This is a genomic window from Stenotrophomonas sp. SAU14A_NAIMI4_8 (assembly GCF_003086695.1).
Taxonomy (GTDB): Bacteria; Pseudomonadota; Gammaproteobacteria; order Xanthomonadales; family Xanthomonadaceae; genus Stenotrophomonas.
In genome coordinates this window covers 1,945,760-1,961,656 of the sequence record NZ_CP025999.1, presented here as the reverse complement: position 1 = coordinate 1,961,656, position 15,897 = coordinate 1,945,760, and the positions used below count along the sequence as shown (strand labels likewise).

Sequence of the window (15,897 nt, the reverse complement as noted above, 5' to 3'; positions counted from 1 at the left end):
GTTGCGGACGGATGCGTCTCAATCGCCGCCGGAACTTGCTGAAGAATTCAGGAAGCGGCGATGGCGCGTCCATCCACGCGACGCGGCAGAATCGCTTCGAACACCACCTGCCCTGCCTCGTTGCGTGCGGTCAATCGTCCGTGATGCGCGCGCACGAACTGGTCGGCGATGTACAAGCCCAGCCCCAGGCCCTTGCTGGGGTGGAAGCTGGCCTTGAAAGGTTCGAACAGTCGCGGCAGCAGCGCCGCATCGATCTGGCCGGCATTGCGCACACGCAGGGTGACCGTATGCGCATCGCGGCCATCGACCTGCACCTGCACCGCCGAATCACCGCCATGGGTCAGCGCGTTGCCGACCAGGTTCGCGGCAATCTGGCCCAGCCGATCCAGGTCGCCCTGCAGACCGCTGTCGCCATCCTGTTCGAACTGCAGCCGGGCGCTGCCATGCGCGCTGCCGGCCTCGGCCAACACCGCACGGGTCACCTCGGCCAGGTCACACGCCGCCGCATCCATGCGCAGGCCGCCGGTGCGGATGCGCGAGAAGTCCAGCAGCTGTTCCACCATGCGCGCCATGCGCACCGTACTGGCCTCCAGGTGCTTGAGCGTCTGCTGCGCCGACGCGTTGTCGGCCGGCAGCTCCAGGCTCAGCTTGTCGGCGCACAGCAGGATGGCCGACAACGGCGTGCGCAGGTCGTGGGTCAACACCGCGGCCATGGTCTCGTTGAGCTTCAGCGCCCGCTCCAGCGCCTCGTTGCGGGCCTTCAGCAACTGGCGTTGCTGGTAGAGCTCGATGAACACGCTCACCTTGCTCAGGATCACCTGCGGCGCCACAGGCTTGTGCAGGAAATCCACCGCGCCGCTTTCATAGCCCTTGAACGCGCGCACCGGGTCGTCGGGCGAGGCGGTCAGGAAGATGATCGGCACATCGCGGCTGCGCTGCGAACCGCGCATCAGCTCGGCCAGGGTGAAGCCGTCGATCTCGGGCATGTGCACATCCAGCAGCGCCAGCGCCACTTCATGCTCCAGCAGCAGCTCCAGCGCCTGTGCGCCGGAACCGGCCAGCAGCAGGTTCACCCCGTCGCGGCGCAGCAGCGCCTGCATGGCCACCAGGTTCTGCGGCACGTCATCGACGATCAGCAGGTTGACCGGGGACTGCGTCGGGGCAGGCTCAGGCGGCAGCAGGTTCATGCGAAAACTTCCTTCAGGCGACAGCACAATGTTTCAAGGGACAGCACGGCGTCAGCGCCGGCGTGCTGCAGGGCGGAGGCCGGCATCATCGATGCTTCGGCCTCCTCGGGGCATTGCAGCCAGGCGCGGCCACCGGCACTGCGCACTGCGGCCACGCCTTCGCTGCCATCACTGCTGGCCCCGGTCAGCAGTACCGCCAGCACACCCGCACCGAACACCGCCGCGGCGGATTCGAACAGCGGATCGATGGCCGGCCGCGAAAACAGCACCGGCTCATCCATCGACAGCGCCACCGCCTGGGTGTCTTCCACCAGCAGGTGGTAGTCCGGCGGCGCGAAGGTCACCGTACCCGGCTGCAGCGGCTGCTTGTCCTCGGCCTCGCGCAGGGCCACCACGCAGTACGGCGCCAGCACTTCGGCAATGCGGCTGCTGCGGTCACGCGGCAGATGCAGCACCACCAGCACCGGCACCGGCAGGCTGGCCGGCAGCGCGCCCAGCAGCTGCTGCAACGCTGCCACGCCACCCGCCGAAGCGCCCACCACCACCAGCGCCGGACGCTGATCGGCCATCAGGCCACCTTCCGGTACAGGCGGTGCTCGCGCGAGCAGACTTCGAACGCGCCATGGTGGATGCCAAACTGCAGTGATTCCTTGCTGCCCAGGCCCAGGAAGCCCCGGTGCACCAGCGCTTCGCGGAACAGCCCGACCGCACGGTCCTGCAGATCGCGGTTGAAATAGATCAGCACGTTGCGGCAGGACACCAGATGCACTTCGGAAAACACCGTGTCGGTGGCCAGACTGTGGTCGGCAAACACCACGTTGCGGCGCAGCTGGCGATCAAACACCGCGCCATCGTAGGCGGTGGCGTAGTAATCAGACAGTGAACCGGTGCCACCGGCGGCCAGGTAGTTGCGACTGAACTGCGCCAGGCGGTCGATGCCATAGGCACCGGCCTCGGCGGTGGCCAGTGCCTCCGGGTTGATATCGGTGGCGTAGACGATGCTGCGATCGAGCAGGCCTTCCTCGTGCAGCAGGATCGCCAGCGACCACACTTCCTCGCCCGTGCTGCAGCCGGCCACCCACAGCTTCACCGACGGCCAGGTGCGCAGCACCGGCACCACCTGCTCGCGCAGTTCGCGGAAATAGGCCGGGTCACGGAACATTTCCGAGACCTGCACGGTGAAGAACTGCATGGCCTGGGCGAACAGCTCCGGCTCGTGCAGCAGGCGGTGCTGCAGGTCCACCAGGCGCTCGCACTCATAGCGCTGCATGGCCTGGCGCACCCGCCGCCGCAGCGACGAAATGGCGTAGCTGCGGAAGTCGTAGTGGTAGCGCTGGTACAACGCTTCCAGCAGCACCTTCAGTTCCAGGTCGAACAGCGCCTGTTCGTTCATTGCCGCGAGCACCACACACGGCACAGCGACACCAGCTTGTCCACGTCGATGGGCTTGGCGATGTAATCATTCGCGCCGGCCTGCAGGCAGCGCTCGCGATCATCGGGCATGGCCTTGGCGGTCAGCGCGATGATCGGCAGGTCCTGCAGGTGCCGCTGCGCACGGATTTCGCGCATGGCGGTCAGGCCATCCTTCTCCGGCATCATGATGTCCATCAGCACCAGATCGACCTCGCGCTGGGCCAGGCGGTCCACCGCTTCCTGGCCGTTGCGCGCGATTTCCAGGCTCACACCCAGCGGCTCCAGCACGCTGGACAGGGCGAAGATGTTGCGCACATCGTCTTCGGCCAGCAGCACGGTGCGCCCGTCCAGCACGGTGTCACGGCGGCGTGCCTCGCGCAGCAGGCGCTGCTGGTCGCTGGGCAGGCTGGCTTCCACGCTGTGCAGGAACAGGGTCACTTCATCCAGCAGGCGCTCGGGCGAACGCGCGCCCTTGATGATGATGCTCTTGGAATAGCGGCGCAGGCGCTGTTCGTCTTCGCGGCTGAGCGCGCGGCCGGTGTAGACGATCACCGGCGGGAAGCCGACGTCATCGTTGCCGGCCATGTGTTCCAGCAGGTCGTAGCCGCTGCCGTCGGGCAGGGCCAGGTCCATCACCATGCAATCGAAGGTGACCGTGCTCAGCTGCTGCAGCGCCTCGGCCTGGGTGCCCACGGCCACAATCTGCAGCTGGTCCCGGCCCAGCAGCAGTTCCAGGTTGTGGCGCAGGTCGCTGTCGTCTTCCACGATCAGCAGGCGGCGCACATCGCGCTGGCTGGTCTGTTCCAGCTGCTCGATGGCGGCCACCAGGCGTTCGCGGGTGGTCGGCTTGATCGCAAACCCGATCGCGCCCAGCTCGCGCGCTACCTGGCTGCGATCCATCGCCGACACGACATGCACCGGGATATGGCGGGTGTCGGGATTGCGCTTCAGTCGTTCCAGCACGCTCAGGCCGGATACATCGGGCAGGCCGATGTCCAGCAGGATGCCATTGGGGCGCAGCTCGACGGCCAGTGCCAGCGCTTCTTCGGCCGTGGTGGCCACCACGCAGTCGAAGTCCAGTTCGTGGGCCAGCACCACCAGCGCTTCGGCGAAGGTGGCATCGTCTTCCACGGCCAGGATCAGGCGGCCGCCATGGCGGCGGTGGCCACGATCATCGGCCACGGTGCGCACCGGCGCGGCAGCGCCATGGGCAACCCCCAGCTGCGGCGCGGGCGCCTGCACCGCGGCCGGCGCTGCAGCAATGGGGGCAACTTCAGCCGGCGCGTGCGGTACCGATTCGGCCACGGCCGGGGCGCCCTGCAGCGGCAGCTCCAGGATGAAGCAGCTGCCGCGCCCGGGTTCGCTGTCCACCTGGATATCGCCGCCCATGCGTTCGGCCAGGTCTCGCGAGATCGACAGGCCCAGGCCGGTGCCACCGTAGCGGCGGCGGGTGCTGCCATCGGCCTGGCGGAAGGCCTCGAAGATGGCCTGCAGCTGGTCGCGGGCAATGCCGATGCCACTGTCGGCCACTTCGAAACGCACCCGGCCATTGCCGCCGGCGCGCACATGCAGGCTGACCTTGCCGTGCTCGGTGAACTTCAGCGCATTGGCCAGCAGATTCTTCAGGATCTGCTGCAGGCGCTGGCTGTCGGCCACCAGCTGGGTCGGTGCCAGCGCATCGGCTTCGATCTGCAGGGCCAAGCCCTTCTGCCGCGCCATCGGTTCGAAGGTTTCGCGCAGGCGCTGCAGCACGCTGTCCACCACCACCACTTCGTCGGCCAGTTCGACATGGCCGGCTTCGATGCGCGACAGATCCAGGATGTCGTTGATCAGCGCCAGCAGATCGTTGTTGGACGACAGGATGGCGCGCGCGTACTTCACCTGCTCCTCGGTCAGCGTGCCGTCCTTGTTGTCGGCCAGCAGCTTGGCCAGGATCAGCGAGCTGTTCAGCGGCGTGCGCAGCTCGTGCGACATGTTGGCCAGGAATTCGGACTTGTAGCGCGAAGTGGCGGCCAGCTCGTTGCTGTTGCGCACCAGCTGCCCCTGCGCGACCAGCAGCGCCTGCTTCTGCGCTTCCAGTTCGTGGGTGCGCTCTTCCAGCTGCACGTTGCTCTGTTCCAGCTCGGCCTGCTGCTGCTCCAGGTGGCCCTGCGACTGCATCAGGCTGCGGCTCTGCTCTTCCAGCTCTTCGTTGGCCACGCGCAGTTCTTCCTGCTGCGCCTGCAGTTCCTCGCCCTGGCGCTGCGATTCCTCCAGCAGCACCACCAGCTGTGCACGCAGCAGCGAGGCGCGCAGTGCCATGCCGATGGTTTCGCCACAGCGCTGCAGCAGCTCGGTATCCAGCGCGGCCTGCTGGCCCGGGCTGGCGCGGCCCAGTTCGATCACGCCCACCAGGCTGCCATCGCTGCTGATCGGCGCCAGGATGCGCTCGCGCACGGCAATGCGGCCCAGGCTGGACTGCAGCTCCAGCGCCTGCGCATCGCCACCACTGAGGTGCAGCACCCGGCCATCGCGGGCCACCTGGCCGAGCAGGCCTTCCTGCAGCCCCACGGCGCTGGCAATGCCGGTGGGCAGTGCAACCCCGCCGGTCAACAGCAGGCGGCCGCCTTCAAGGCGGTACAGCGCGCCCACCTGGGCCTGCAGCTGCACGGCCAGGCTGGACATGGCGGCCTCGGCGATCTGTTCCGGGCCCAGGTCCCCGCGCAGGCTCAGGGCCACTGCATTCTCGGCTTCCTGCAGCCACAGCGCGCGCATGGCCTGGCGCCGGGCCTCGATGGCGCGCGACACGATCAGCGCGATCATCAGGAAGGCCACACCGCCAATGCTGCGGTTCACGAACGAAAATGCCGAGTTGCTGCTGGCCGGCGCCACGTTGTAGCCGATGGCCAGCAGCCCGCAGGCGATCACCGCCACCATGAACGGCACCCGCGCACTGCGCTGGAACACGGTCACGCCCACGGCCATGAAGTAGGCCAGCCAGACCGCGTAGCCCAGCGGCACCACCAGTTCCAGGGCGGCAGTTGCCGCAAGCAGCACGGCGGAAGCCGTCCAGACCCAGCGGTCACGCGTGGTTGCACCAGGACGCATGCAGGTGGTTTCCAGTCGGCAAAAGGGGGATGAGGATACCCCGTGTCGCATTCAGCCGCATACGACGAATGGCACACGCCGCGCCTGCACATATCCTTCACGCTGCGCTGCCTAGGGTCTGCGCCCTTACAGGGGCTTTTTCTATTGACGTGGTCGCTGCCGCATTCACGGATTCCGCACTGACGGATCCCTCACGACAATTGCGATTGCTGATTGACAGCGTGCATGACCATGCGCTGTACCTGCTCGATCCCGATGGCATCATCTGCAGCTGGAACCCGGGCGCGCAGCGCATCAAGGGGTTCCTGGCCGAGGAAGTGGTGGGCACCCATTTCGGCCGCTTCTACCTGGCCAAGGACCGCGACGCCGGTGAACCGCAGCGCCTGCTGCAGCTGGCCGCACGCGATGGGCACCATGCCAGCGAGGGCTGGCGGCTGCGCAGGGACGGTTCTTCGTTCCGCGCCAGCATCGTGATCGAACCGGTGGTCGAACAGGGCCAGCTGCTGGGCTTCGTCAAGATCACCCGCGACATCACCGAAAGCTGGCAGGCACAGCGCCTGCTGCGCGATGCCCAGCGCGCGCTGCGCCAGACCCAGCAGTTCGAGACCGTGGGCCGGCTCAGCCGCGGTTTGTCGCATGAATTCAACAACCTGCTGACCACCATCGGCAACGCCATCGACCTGGTCTCGCTGCGCGTCGGCCAGGACCCACGCGCGCAGGAGCTGCTGGCCAGCGCCCAGGCGGCCACCGACCGTGGTGCCCGGCTGACCCGCCAGCTGCTGGCGTTCAGTTCCGGGCAGACGCTGGTGCGCGACCGGGTGGACATCAATGCCTTGATCGGCGGTCAATTGGACGCCCTGCAGCGCAGCTGCCCGCCCGGCATCGGCCTGGACACCTCGATGACCCTGGACCTGCCGCCGGTGTGCCTGGACCGGGCGCAGCTGGAAACCGCGCTGGCCAACCTGGTGGCCAACGCCGCCGAAGCCACCCCGCCCGGGGGCCGGGTGCGGGTGGCCACCGCGCTGGAACGGCGCCTGGACCCCGATGCCGACGGGCACGTGGAGCGCGCATACGTTACCCTGCGTGTCCACGACGAGGGCCATGGCATGGCGCCGGAGATCGCCGAGCGCGCCAGCGAGCCCTTCTTCACCACCAAGGACATTGGCAAAGGCAGCGGCCTGGGCCTGAGCCAGGTGTTCGGTTTCACCACCCAGAGCGGCGGTTTCGTCGACGTGGCCACCACCCCCGGTGTTGGCACGACAGTCAGCCTGCTGCTTCCTGCAATAGAGGACTCCACCCATGACCGATGACCCGATCCGCGTATTGATGGTGGAGGACCAGACCGATCTGCGCGAAATGATCGGCCTGGCCCTGCGCGATTTCGGCATCGACGTGGAAACCACGGCCGACGGTCACGAAGCGGTGGCGTTGCTGCAGAGCGGCACCCGCTTCGACGTGGTGTTCAGCGATATCAGCATGCCCAACGGCATGTCGGGCATTGAACTGAGCGAGCACGTGGCCCGCGACCAGCCGCACGCGCGCATGATCCTGTCCTCCGGCTACGCGCGCTCGCAGCTGCCGCCGCTGCCCGACCAGGTCGAATTCCTGCCCAAGCCCTACCGCCTGCGCCAGCTGGTCGAACTGCTGCAGCAGCACTGATCCCGCACCGCCCCGGTAGAGTCGAGCTCGCTCGACTGCTCCTGCCCCTTGCCTTTCGTAGAGTCGAGCTTGCTCGACTGCTCCTGCCCCTTGCCTTTCGTAGAGTCGAGCTTGCTCGACTGCTCCTGCACCTTGCCTTTCGTAGAGTCGAGCTTGCTCGACTGCTCCTGCCCCTTGCCTTTCGTAGAGTCGAGCTTGCTCGACTGCTCCTGCCCCATCCGTCGAGCAAGCTCGACGCTACAAAAGCGCCTCGCGTGGCTCCGGGGTGCGGCCGACAATCCGGGCAACCTCCGTCGAGCAAGCTCGACGCTACGCCGCGCCGGCAAACGTCTCGTGATTGAGGTCCACCCACCCCGTCCACATCAGCTGTATGCCAATGCACAGCAGCACGAACGCCACCAGCTGCTGCATCACCACCGCACCAGTCGGGCCCAGCCGCGTAACCAGAAAAATGGAATTGCGCAGGATCAGATAGATCACGCCCACCACAAGCAGCGCCCCACCCACCGCCACGATCACACCCGACAGCAGGTGCAGCGGCGTCACCGATTCCACGTGCGTGCCCAGGGTGATGCACGCGGCAATGGTTCCCGGCCCGGTGGTCAACGGGAACGTCAGCGGAAAGAAACTCTTGCCTTCCAGTTGCGCATCGGCAATCGCCTCGGCCTGCTCCTGCGCCGGGCTGGGCGGGTCGTCAGTACGCGCACCCAGCATGCGCCAACCGGCGGCAGCCACCAGCAAGCCGCCACCGATACGCACCACCGGCAGGGAAATGCCGAACAACGACAGCACATAGGTGCCGACCAGCATCGCCAGCACGATCACCACGAAACTGTTCACCGCAATCTGCCGCGCCAGCTTCTTGGCCATGGCGCGGCGGTTGCCCACCGTGGAAACGAAGATCGACGCCGTGCTGAGCGGATTGATGATCGGCAGCAGGGTGACCGGCACCAGGATCAGTTCACCGGCCAGGGTCACAAGCAGGGTGGGCAACTGCACGGGCGCCTCCGTGGGGCTGGGCGGTTACCAGCGCAGGAACAGCGTGACGCCGAAGATGATCAGCACCACGACCAGCACCAGCCACAGGCCGTGGCGCTGTCTCCAGGTGGGCTTGGGCGTACCGGGGGTATTCATGGCGGAAATCCTTGCGTGGAAGGGATGACCGCAGCGTGCTGGACGCCGTGTGCAGTGGGCGTGGAGACGGGTCAGGCGCTTCAGGTTCGGGCGCAGCGGCCGCTAACCGGGTGAGTACGGACAGGCGACGCGACACCAAGGAGTTGAGATGACGTTGAGCAGAAGGGACGTCGGCGTTGCCCGGCCCAACTCAAGCCCCAGTCGGCAGGCTACACCACAACCATTCGCACGGGCATGGCGCAATTCCTTGGCAGTGCTGGCGTTGGCAGTGGCGCTAATGTGCTGCGTCGCCGCTCTTGTTGAAGTGTTCTTCCCGTTCAACAGCGCCCTCACCTATTGGGTCGCCGGCTACATCATAGGCTTTGTTTTCTGCTTGGGTGCCCACGAAATCATTGCCTGGGTAACTGGCCAGACGTCAGAGACCTGCCGCTATCTGCAGGCCATCGATCTGACGCATCGCATCCAGATCACACAGCCCCCATCGAAGTCAGGCCTGCTGGCAAACAAGCCAATGGTGGTGGTCGCCAAAGCAATGGTCTGGATGATGTTCATCGCCATAGTGGGTGCCACATCGGCGGGATTGATGTTCCAGCTCAACATTACCGCCACGCCCGAACTGACCCTCGCAATGATTATTGGAGCAGCGGTGGCCGGCGAGATCGTCCTGCCCAGTCTGGCCGGTACTCAAGCGGAACGGATCATACGGCTCACACGGCAATCCGCACGCTGCCAGAGACAGCGCGCATCCGCTCCCGAATCCGGGCCAGCTGCGTCGCCACGACCGAGAGCAGCGCAAGGGGTTGTCTGCGATCACACCTTCCCGTTCACCTTGCCGCCACAAGGTAAGTGACGCAGCCGCCCCCTCGCTGGAATGCTGAAAGCACGCTGGCTCCCCCTGTTCCACGCCTTCATTCGCCCCATCCCCCTGGCATGGTCACCGTCAGCGCCGACCACGGTGCCAGCATCGCATTGGCCCGGATGGCGGCTAGCCTCCCACTGGATGTCGGCCCGCTATCGCCCCCATCGTGAAGGCGTACCCCGCATTCTCCAACATCCCCCGAAGCCGTATCTCTGCACGCCGTGGCATTTGAAGACCGCGCGACGCGTACAGCGCGTAGACGACGTGACCGTCCGGACCCTGCTCCCTGCGCACGCTGCAATTATTGGTCTCAGAAGCATCAGACCAGATAGCCTTCAGCTTCCCTGGACCTATTGACTGACCGTTCTTCAAACGGAAGCTGAGCCAACGCACGTTCACAGGGTCGTACTTCTCTAGGTCAGCCATTGCGCACCTTCAATGCGGCGACAGAGATCCTGCAGGACGCCCGGATCCAGCCGTGGGTGCTCATCGGCACAGGACATCGGCAAGTCGATGCGGGTTGATCGCCGCACCAACGCCGGAGGCTTGCTGGACAAGTCGATCCACCAACCCTCGGGAAGCCGAAGGCCCAGTCCATTTCTGTCATAGATGTTGATGAAGAGCGGCATACCCGTATCTGAACCCCGTCGACTGCTCAGCCAGGGCGGCCACGAATGACACGGGAGGCGCATAGAAGCACTTGCGCCTCGTCCTGCTGCACTTTCAGGAAAGAATCAAGCCAACGAATTGCGGCCCCATGATTCTCAATTACTCTTCCCAGCTCATCGGTGAGGCAGCGCGCACACTCCATTCCGCCTGGACTGGGGCAACGACAGGTGCTACACGAACCCATTGTGGTCGTACTGGATGGCCTGGACTGATACATGATCTTGGCCATAAGGCTCACCGTCTGCTCGTGAAGGGCCATGTTTCCTGCTTCCGGCTGATGAGCAGAAAGCCGCGTGGTGTACGGCTTCTTGCCGCGTTTCAATGGCGAGCGTTCTGCTGCCCGCCCTGTTTATCTTTGACGTCTCCCTGTTGCCCACCTTCCTGGCTGCTTTGCTGCTGCTTCTGGGGATCCTTCCCTTCCTTTCCATCGGAACCGCCGCCGAGTCCTTCACCATCTGCTTGGCCCTGCCCCTGCTGGGCAGCGCGCTCCACCTCGCCACCTTCAGCGGGGCGACTGCCTTGACTTTGCTTGACGTTGGTCATTATTTACTCCAGCACGGCCCAATGCCGCCCATCTACAGTCCTCCTTGGCGTGTTGGGCCAGCGTGTAGCGGCAGCCCCTTTATGAACAAGGGCGCAAACAGCACAACAACCGAGCGAGTAGAGTCCAAGCTCCTGAAGGAGAGCTGCCATGGAAAGCCGTAGAGACAAAGACTATGTCGACATCAGCCGAGAACTAAGCCACTGGGAACTCGCCTTCAATGCCGGCGCGCTCCCTGCGCTCAATTTTCGCCACGAAGTCGCGCCGATTGTTCGGTTGGCCTGCGACATCTACATCAGGAACCCGCACGGCTCCAGACCCGCGTGGCTGCTCGACCTCAGGGAGCGCCTGCAACACCGGCCCAGCCTTCGAGGAGATCCTGGTGCGGAAGAGATTGCCGAAGGCTGCTGGAAACTGATCTCGGTGTCACCGCTGTAGGTACGGAAGGCTACAGCCGGCGGGCTGTTCGCCCTCCAAGACATTCACCCAGGTCCGCACTCTGGCCAACGTTCGGCCTCGTTGGTATCCGGCGCGGCGTGCTTGCCTCGATAACATGGATTCGCAGCCTGCCAGCGCGGTCTTTATGATGCGTTCACGCCTACGTGAGACACTGCGGACTCTTGGCTCTTCTCCGGTACGACGACCTTCGTGCCCGTGTCCAGCCCCATACCGGCTAGACACATGCCCGCCTTCGGCTCTTTCCGTATCATCCGGATCCGCTCAACATTGCGGAACAATCCAAACTTGGATGGTATTGAAGCCATCTTCTGCAAATGCTCGGCCTGCGATCACGTGGATCGCCTGTCGGAAGGCCACGGCTTCGCTCGGGGCGCCACCGGCATAGATCTGATCTGCCCCGCCTGCGGCGCTATGGGTGTTGTTCCCATGGATGTACTTCGGGAAAAATGGGCTGAGCAGGTCCGACGCGACCGCCTTCTTTGGATGACCGGCATCGACCCGGACGACCCGTACAGGCCGTAGATCGGAGATCAGCGCCGCCGAGGGCTTCACAGGCTTGGTGCCAAAAAGCCCCCCCTTGCGACCGGGCAGCAGCCTTCCAAGGTGCTTGCCGACGCGTCTGCATTCAACCAGTCATCCGATCCCAGGCACGATGCCGGATGGCCCCGACGACTCCTTCTTCCCCGTCAACGGGGATGAGCAGGGCCGTAACGGCCGCGTAACAAGGCTTACACTCGCCGACCCAACTCCTCGATGTGTCGCTCGATAGCGGCAAGCGCAAGCTGCATGGCGTCACCTTTGCTGCGAATAGCGCCCTGCTGCGGCACGTTCACCCCTGCACCATCAACAGTGGCCAGGAAATTGAACAGGTCAGCCATTTCGCTGGTCACCGTTATCTGGAAGTGATGGCCATCTATCACGCCATGCAGCGTTCGACGGTAGCCCTCCGTCCTCATGCCCCTTCCCCTGACTTGGACGATGATCGGCCATGAACGTACGTCGTTGATCCGTGGTGACCCCGGCCCGATTCGAACGGGCGACCTTCCCCTTAGGAGGGGGACGCTCTATCCAGCTGAGCTACGGGGCCATGCAGCCGTCAAGTTTACAGGCAAGCCCCCTGCCCTCCAAGCATTCATGTTTCCCCTGCCCGGCCCCCAGCCCGTCCCCCAACTCCCAGCCCGCTGGCGCGCCGCACCATGGGCATCCGGGCGGCTCTGCTACCATCGGCGGTTCAGTCCGCTGCATCCCCCACCTGCCCGCGGCGGCGCCAACAACGTAACGAAATACAGGAGTCTGCATGTCTTCCGAGCTGCTCAAATCCCTTGGCCTGGACGCGATCAACGCCGGCACCTACCTGGGCAACGGGGAATGGTCCAACGCCAATGGCGGTGAGCTGATCACCCCGGTGAACCCGACCACCGGCGAGGCCATCGCGCAGGTGCGCGCCACCACCGAATCCGAATACGAAATCGTCATCGCCCGTGCGCAGGAAGCCTTCAAGGTCTGGCGCACCACCCCGGCCCCGCGCCGTGGCGAGGCCGTGCGCCTGTGCGGCGAAGCGCTGCGCAAGCACAAGGACGCGCTGGGTTCGCTGGTCGCGCTGGAAATGGGCAAGAGCAAGCCCGAAGGCGACGGCGAAGTGCAGGAGATGATCGACATCGCCGATTTCGCCGTGGGCCAGAGCCGCATGCTGTACGGCTACACCATGCATTCCGAGCGCCCCGGCCACCGCATGTACGAGCAGTACCACCCGCTGGGCCTGGTCGGCATCATCTCGGCCTTCAACTTCCCGGTGGCGGTGTGGAGCTGGAACGCCTTCCTGGCCGCCATCTGCGGTGATATCTGCATCTGGAAGCCGTCCAACAAGACCCCGCTGACCGCCATCGCCTCCATGCGCATCTGTAACGAAGCGCTGCGCGAAGCCGGTTTCCCGGACATCTTCTTCCTGGTCAACGACGCCGGCACCGCCCTGTCCGAAACCCTGGTGGACGACCGCCGCGTGCCGCTGATCAGCTTCACCGGCTCCACCCAGGTCGGCCGCACCGTGAATGAAAAGGTGGCCCGCCGCCTCGGCCGCTGCCTGCTGGAACTAGGCGGCAACAACGCCATCATCCTGGACGAAACCGCCGATCTGAAGCTGGCCGTGCCGGGCATCGTGTTCGGTGCGGTCGGTACCGCCGGCCAGCGCTGCACCACCACCCGCCGCCTGATCGTGCACCGCTCGATCTACGCCGATGTGCTGGCCACGCTGGTGAAGGCCTACAAGCAGGTGGAAGGCAAGATCGGCGACCCGACCGATGCCTCCAACCTGATGGGCCCGCTGAACAGCGAAGGCGCCGTGCAGCAGTTCCTGGATGCCATCGCCCAGGCCAAGGCCGCCGGCGGCACCATCGAAACCGGTGGCACCCGCATCGACCGCGCCGGCAACTTCGTGCTGCCTGCCATCGTCTCGGGCCTGAAGAACAGCGACGCGGTGGTGCAGCACGAAACCTTCGCGCCCATCCTGTATGTCATGCCGTACGACAACATCGATGAAGCCATCGACATGCAGAACGGCGTGCCGCAGGGCCTGTCCTCGTCCATCTTCACCGCCAACCTGAAGACCGCCGAGAAGTTCCTGTCGGCCGCCGGCAGCGACTGCGGCATCGCCAACATCAACATCGGCACGTCCGGTGCTGAAATCGGCGGCGCCTTCGGCGGCGAAAAGGACACCGGCGGTGGTCGCGAATCCGGTTCGGATGCGTGGAAGGTCTACATGCGCCGCCAGACCAACACCATCAACTACTCCGATTCGCTGCCGCTGGCCCAGGGCATCAAGTTCGACCTGTGATGGCCAACGCGTTGGCGATGCCTGCGGGTCAGAGCCCCTCCGGGGATCTGACCCCTGCCCAGGGTCGGATCCCCGCAGGGGCTCCGACCCTCGACTTCAGTGGCCGCCGGGTGCTGATCGCCGGCGGCAGCAAGGGCATTGGCCGTGAACTGGCGCTGGCGTTTGCCGGCGCTGGTGCCCAGGTATCGGTCTGCGCGCGTGGCCAGGCCGCCCTGGACGCGCTGCAGGCCGACGCCCAGGCCCGAGGCACACCGCTGCACACCACCTCCGTCGATCTGGCCGATCTGGGCCAGATCGACGCCTGGCTGCACGGCGCCGCCGAGGCACTGGGCGGCATCGACGTGCTGGTGAACAACGCCACCGGCTACGGCATGGCCGACGATGAAGACGGCTGGGCAGCCAGCCTGCAGATCGACCTGATGGCCGCGGTGCGTGCCTCGCGACTGGCCCAACCGTGGCTGCGCGCCTCGACAGATGCGTGCATCCTGAACCTGTCGTCCATTGCCGCGCAGCAACCGCGCCCGGGTGGCGCGCCGTATGCCGCGGCCAAGGCCGCGCTTTCGCACTACACCACCTCGCAGGCCCTTGCGCTGGCCCCGCACCGCATTCGCGTAAATGCCATCGCCCCCGGCTCGATCGAATTCGCCGACGGCCTGTGGGATCGCCGCCGCGTGGAAGACCCCGCGCTGTACCACGGCACCCTGGCGAAGATCCCGTTCGGCCGCTTCGGCCACCCGCAGGAAATCGCCAACGCCGCCCTGTTCCTGTGCTCGCCGCTGGCACGCTGGATCACCGGCCACGTGCTCAACGTCGATGGCGGCCAGGTGTTGATGGGCTGATCTAGGCCCCGGTAGCTGCCAACTTGGTTGGCAGTCCCGCCCCGGGTTGGCGATCCGCGTCGACCAAGGTCGACGCCTACCAGAGCGTTCCCTGCCGCCCTTGGGCTTGGCCACCCGCAGGCACTATCATGTGCACACTGCCAAGGAGGACCCCGATGAGCGTGGCACCCCGACAGACCAGCACCGTGGCCGTGCTCAGCCTGGTGCTGGGCATTGCAGGCTGGACCGTACTGCCGTTCGTGGCCAGCATCGTGGCCATCATCACCGGGCACATGGCCCGCGCCGAAATCCGCCGCCGCCCCACCGATCTGGAAGGCGATGGCCTGGCCCTGACCGGGCTGATCCTGGGCTGGTTGAACGTGGGCATGGTGCTGCTGGGCATCCTGGCCTTCATCGCTTTCTTCGGCGGCCTGGCCTGGCTGGCCGCCATGTCGAACTGACCGCCATGACCGCTTCTGACAGCACCGAACGCTTCAGCAGCCGGGTGGCCGACTACGTGCGCTACCGGCCCGACTACCCCGCCGCCCTGATCGACTGGCTGCATGGCCCGATGGGCGTGCCCACCGCGGCCCTGGTGGCCGACATCGGCGCCGGCACCGGCATTTCCAGCCGCCAGTTCCTGGCCGCCGGCCATCCTCTGGTGGCGGTGGAACCCAATGCCGCCATGCGCGCCGCCGCCGAACAATGGCTGGCGCCGCAGTACCCGCAGTTCCGCGCCGTCGATGGCCGTGCCGAAGCCACCGGCCTGGCTGATGCCAGCGTGGATCTGGTGTCTGCCGCCCAGGCATTCCACTGGTTCGACACCGTGGCCGTGCGCGCCGAGTGGCAGCGCATCCTGCGCCCCGGCGGCCTGGCCCTGGTGTACTGGAACTCGCGCCTGCTCGACGCCAGCCCGTTCCTGGTCGGCTACGAGCAACTGCTGCTGGACTTCGGCACCGACTACACGGCCGTGGCCGAGCGCTACCAGGACGATGCCACCATGCAGGCCTGGTTCGGCCCCGGCCTGCGCGGCTGGGTGCAGTTGCCCAACGTGCAGCACCTGGACCTGGACGCCCTGCGCGGCCGCCTGCTGTCGTCCTCGTATGCGCCGCAGGCCGGGCACCCGCGCCACGATGCCATGCTGGCCGCCTTGCAGGACCTGTTCGCCGCCCACGCCGTGGACGGCCAGGTCGCCTTTGAATATCAAACCCGAGCCTTCCTCGGCACGCTGGACTGAAACC

The 15,897-nt window shown here is 65.8% G+C and carries 16 protein-coding genes and 1 tRNA gene; 9 read left to right on the top strand and 8 right to left on the bottom strand.

Annotated features, from left to right (window positions below; genetic code table 11):
* Window positions 1-47: 47 nt before the first annotated feature.
* From C1930_RS09145 to C1930_RS09130, 4 genes are read right to left on the bottom strand one after another with little or no spacing between them, the layout of a single operon-like run.
* On the bottom strand, window positions 48-1,187 hold the full coding sequence (locus tag C1930_RS09145; RefSeq protein WP_108756045.1) for a hybrid sensor histidine kinase/response regulator: 1,140 nt from the start codon (window positions 1,185-1,187) through the stop codon (window positions 48-50).
* A complete protein-coding gene (locus C1930_RS09140) occupies window positions 1,184-1,756 on the bottom strand; it encodes a chemotaxis protein CheB (RefSeq protein WP_108771545.1) in 573 nt (190 codons plus the stop codon). The genes C1930_RS09145 and C1930_RS09140 overlap by 4 nt, the downstream gene beginning before the upstream one ends.
* Window positions 1,756-2,580, bottom strand: coding sequence for a CheR family methyltransferase (locus C1930_RS09135; protein WP_108752931.1), 825 nt, complete (start codon window positions 2,578-2,580; stop codon window positions 1,756-1,758). Before C1930_RS09135 ends, C1930_RS09140 begins: the two co-directional genes overlap by 1 nt.
* Window positions 2,577-5,687: a response regulator gene (locus tag C1930_RS09130; protein WP_108771544.1), complete on the bottom strand. Its 3,111-nt coding sequence runs from the start codon at window positions 5,685-5,687 to the stop codon at window positions 2,577-2,579. The genes C1930_RS09135 and C1930_RS09130 overlap by 4 nt, the downstream gene beginning before the upstream one ends.
* 149 nt (window positions 5,688-5,836) lie before the next feature.
* On the opposite strand from C1930_RS09130, the gene C1930_RS09125 reads away from it, so the two are divergent.
* Both C1930_RS09125 and C1930_RS09120 read left to right on the top strand, forming a co-directional pair.
* Window positions 5,837-6,997 (top strand): ATP-binding protein, encoded by a 1,161-nt coding sequence (locus C1930_RS09125; protein ID WP_234412757.1) that lies wholly within the window; start codon window positions 5,837-5,839, stop codon window positions 6,995-6,997.
* Window positions 6,987-7,346, top strand: a complete 360-nt coding sequence (locus C1930_RS09120) for a response regulator (protein WP_108749445.1) — start codon at window positions 6,987-6,989, stop codon at window positions 7,344-7,346. Before C1930_RS09125 ends, C1930_RS09120 begins: the two co-directional genes overlap by 11 nt.
* Window positions 7,347-7,655: 309 nt before the next feature.
* Here the strand turns inward: C1930_RS09120 and C1930_RS09110 are convergent, their stop codons facing one another.
* Window positions 7,656-8,345, bottom strand: coding sequence for a MarC family protein (locus tag C1930_RS09110; protein WP_108752928.1), 690 nt, complete (start codon window positions 8,343-8,345; stop codon window positions 7,656-7,658).
* A gap of 382 nt (window positions 8,346-8,727) precedes the next feature.
* On the opposite strand from C1930_RS09110, the gene C1930_RS09105 reads away from it, so the two are divergent.
* Window positions 8,728-9,330, top strand: a complete 603-nt coding sequence (locus tag C1930_RS09105; RefSeq protein WP_108771541.1) for a hypothetical protein — start codon at window positions 8,728-8,730, stop codon at window positions 9,328-9,330.
* Window positions 9,331-10,326: 996 nt separating this feature from the next.
* Here C1930_RS09105 and C1930_RS20220 read toward each other — a convergent pair.
* Window positions 10,327-10,551 (bottom strand): hypothetical protein, encoded by a 225-nt coding sequence (locus C1930_RS20220; protein WP_159093578.1) that lies wholly within the window; start codon window positions 10,549-10,551, stop codon window positions 10,327-10,329.
* Between the two features lie 148 nt (window positions 10,552-10,699).
* Between C1930_RS20220 and C1930_RS09080 the strand changes: the two genes are divergently transcribed.
* Together C1930_RS09080 and C1930_RS20215 are read left to right on the top strand one after the other, a co-directional pair.
* Window positions 10,700-10,987 carry a hypothetical protein gene (locus tag C1930_RS09080; RefSeq protein ID WP_108756037.1) on the top strand — a complete coding sequence of 96 codons (288 nt, stop codon included), beginning with the start codon at window positions 10,700-10,702 and terminating at the stop codon, window positions 10,985-10,987.
* Window positions 10,988-11,230: 243 nt separating this feature from the next.
* On the top strand, window positions 11,231-11,530 hold the full coding sequence (locus tag C1930_RS20215) for a hypothetical protein (RefSeq protein WP_159093577.1): 300 nt from the start codon (window positions 11,231-11,233) through the stop codon (window positions 11,528-11,530).
* A gap of 206 nt (window positions 11,531-11,736) precedes the next feature.
* Here C1930_RS20215 and C1930_RS09070 read toward each other — a convergent pair whose 3' ends face one another.
* Together C1930_RS09070 and C1930_RS09065 are read right to left on the bottom strand one after the other, a co-directional pair.
* On the bottom strand, window positions 11,737-11,886 hold the full coding sequence (locus C1930_RS09070; RefSeq protein WP_234412756.1) for a hypothetical protein: 150 nt from the start codon (window positions 11,884-11,886) through the stop codon (window positions 11,737-11,739).
* Window positions 11,887-12,018: 132 nt separating this feature from the next.
* A tRNA-Arg gene (locus tag C1930_RS09065) sits at window positions 12,019-12,095 on the bottom strand.
* Window positions 12,096-12,305: 210 nt separating this feature from the next.
* Between C1930_RS09065 and C1930_RS09060 the strand changes: the two genes are divergently transcribed.
* The 4 genes from C1930_RS09060 (at window position 12,306) to C1930_RS09045 (ending at window position 15,893) form a co-directional block, all read left to right on the top strand.
* The gene (locus C1930_RS09060) at window positions 12,306-13,838 is read left to right on the top strand and encodes an aldehyde dehydrogenase family protein (protein WP_108771540.1); all 1,533 of its coding nucleotides are present in this window, start codon (window positions 12,306-12,308) and stop codon (window positions 13,836-13,838) included.
* On the top strand, window positions 13,838-14,677 hold the full coding sequence (locus tag C1930_RS09055) for an SDR family oxidoreductase (protein ID WP_108771539.1): 840 nt from the start codon (window positions 13,838-13,840) through the stop codon (window positions 14,675-14,677). Before C1930_RS09060 ends, C1930_RS09055 begins: the two co-directional genes overlap by 1 nt.
* A 155-nt stretch (window positions 14,678-14,832) precedes the next feature.
* Window positions 14,833-15,117 (top strand): DUF4190 domain-containing protein, encoded by a 285-nt coding sequence (locus C1930_RS09050; RefSeq protein WP_108752923.1) that lies wholly within the window; start codon window positions 14,833-14,835, stop codon window positions 15,115-15,117.
* 5 nt (window positions 15,118-15,122) lie between these two features.
* The gene (locus C1930_RS09045; protein WP_108771538.1) at window positions 15,123-15,893 is read left to right on the top strand and encodes a class I SAM-dependent methyltransferase; all 771 of its coding nucleotides are present in this window, start codon (window positions 15,123-15,125) and stop codon (window positions 15,891-15,893) included.
* Window positions 15,894-15,897: the final 4 nt, after the last annotated feature.

Bases quoted from the DNA above. Each gene is read 5' to 3' on its own strand.
- C1930_RS09145 (WP_108756045.1), bottom strand. From the start codon at position 1,187: ATGAACCTGCTGCCGCCTGAGCCTGCCCCGACGCAGTCCCCGGTCAAC.
- C1930_RS09140 (WP_108771545.1), bottom strand. From the start codon at position 1,756: ATGGCCGATCAGCGTCCGGCGCTGGTGGTGGTGGGCGCTTCGGCGGGT.
- C1930_RS09135 (WP_108752931.1), bottom strand. From the start codon at position 2,580: ATGAACGAACAGGCGCTGTTCGACCTGGAACTGAAGGTGCTGCTGGAA.
- C1930_RS09130 (WP_108771544.1), bottom strand. From the start codon at position 5,687: ATGCGTCCTGGTGCAACCACGCGTGACCGCTGGGTCTGGACGGCTTCC.
- C1930_RS09120 (WP_108749445.1), top strand. From the start codon at position 6,987: ATGACCGATGACCCGATCCGCGTATTGATGGTGGAGGACCAGACCGAT.
- C1930_RS20220 (WP_159093578.1), bottom strand. From the start codon at position 10,551: ATGACCAACGTCAAGCAAAGTCAAGGCAGTCGCCCCGCTGAAGGTGGC.
- C1930_RS09080 (WP_108756037.1), top strand. From the start codon at position 10,700: ATGGAAAGCCGTAGAGACAAAGACTATGTCGACATCAGCCGAGAACTA.
- C1930_RS20215 (WP_159093577.1), top strand. From the start codon at position 11,231: ATGCCCGCCTTCGGCTCTTTCCGTATCATCCGGATCCGCTCAACATTG.
- C1930_RS09070 (WP_234412756.1), bottom strand. From the start codon at position 11,886: ATGGCTGACCTGTTCAATTTCCTGGCCACTGTTGATGGTGCAGGGGTG.
- C1930_RS09060 (WP_108771540.1), top strand. From the start codon at position 12,306: ATGTCTTCCGAGCTGCTCAAATCCCTTGGCCTGGACGCGATCAACGCC.
- C1930_RS09055 (WP_108771539.1), top strand. From the start codon at position 13,838: ATGGCCAACGCGTTGGCGATGCCTGCGGGTCAGAGCCCCTCCGGGGAT.
- C1930_RS09050 (WP_108752923.1), top strand. From the start codon at position 14,833: ATGAGCGTGGCACCCCGACAGACCAGCACCGTGGCCGTGCTCAGCCTG.
- C1930_RS09045 (WP_108771538.1), top strand. From the start codon at position 15,123: ATGACCGCTTCTGACAGCACCGAACGCTTCAGCAGCCGGGTGGCCGAC.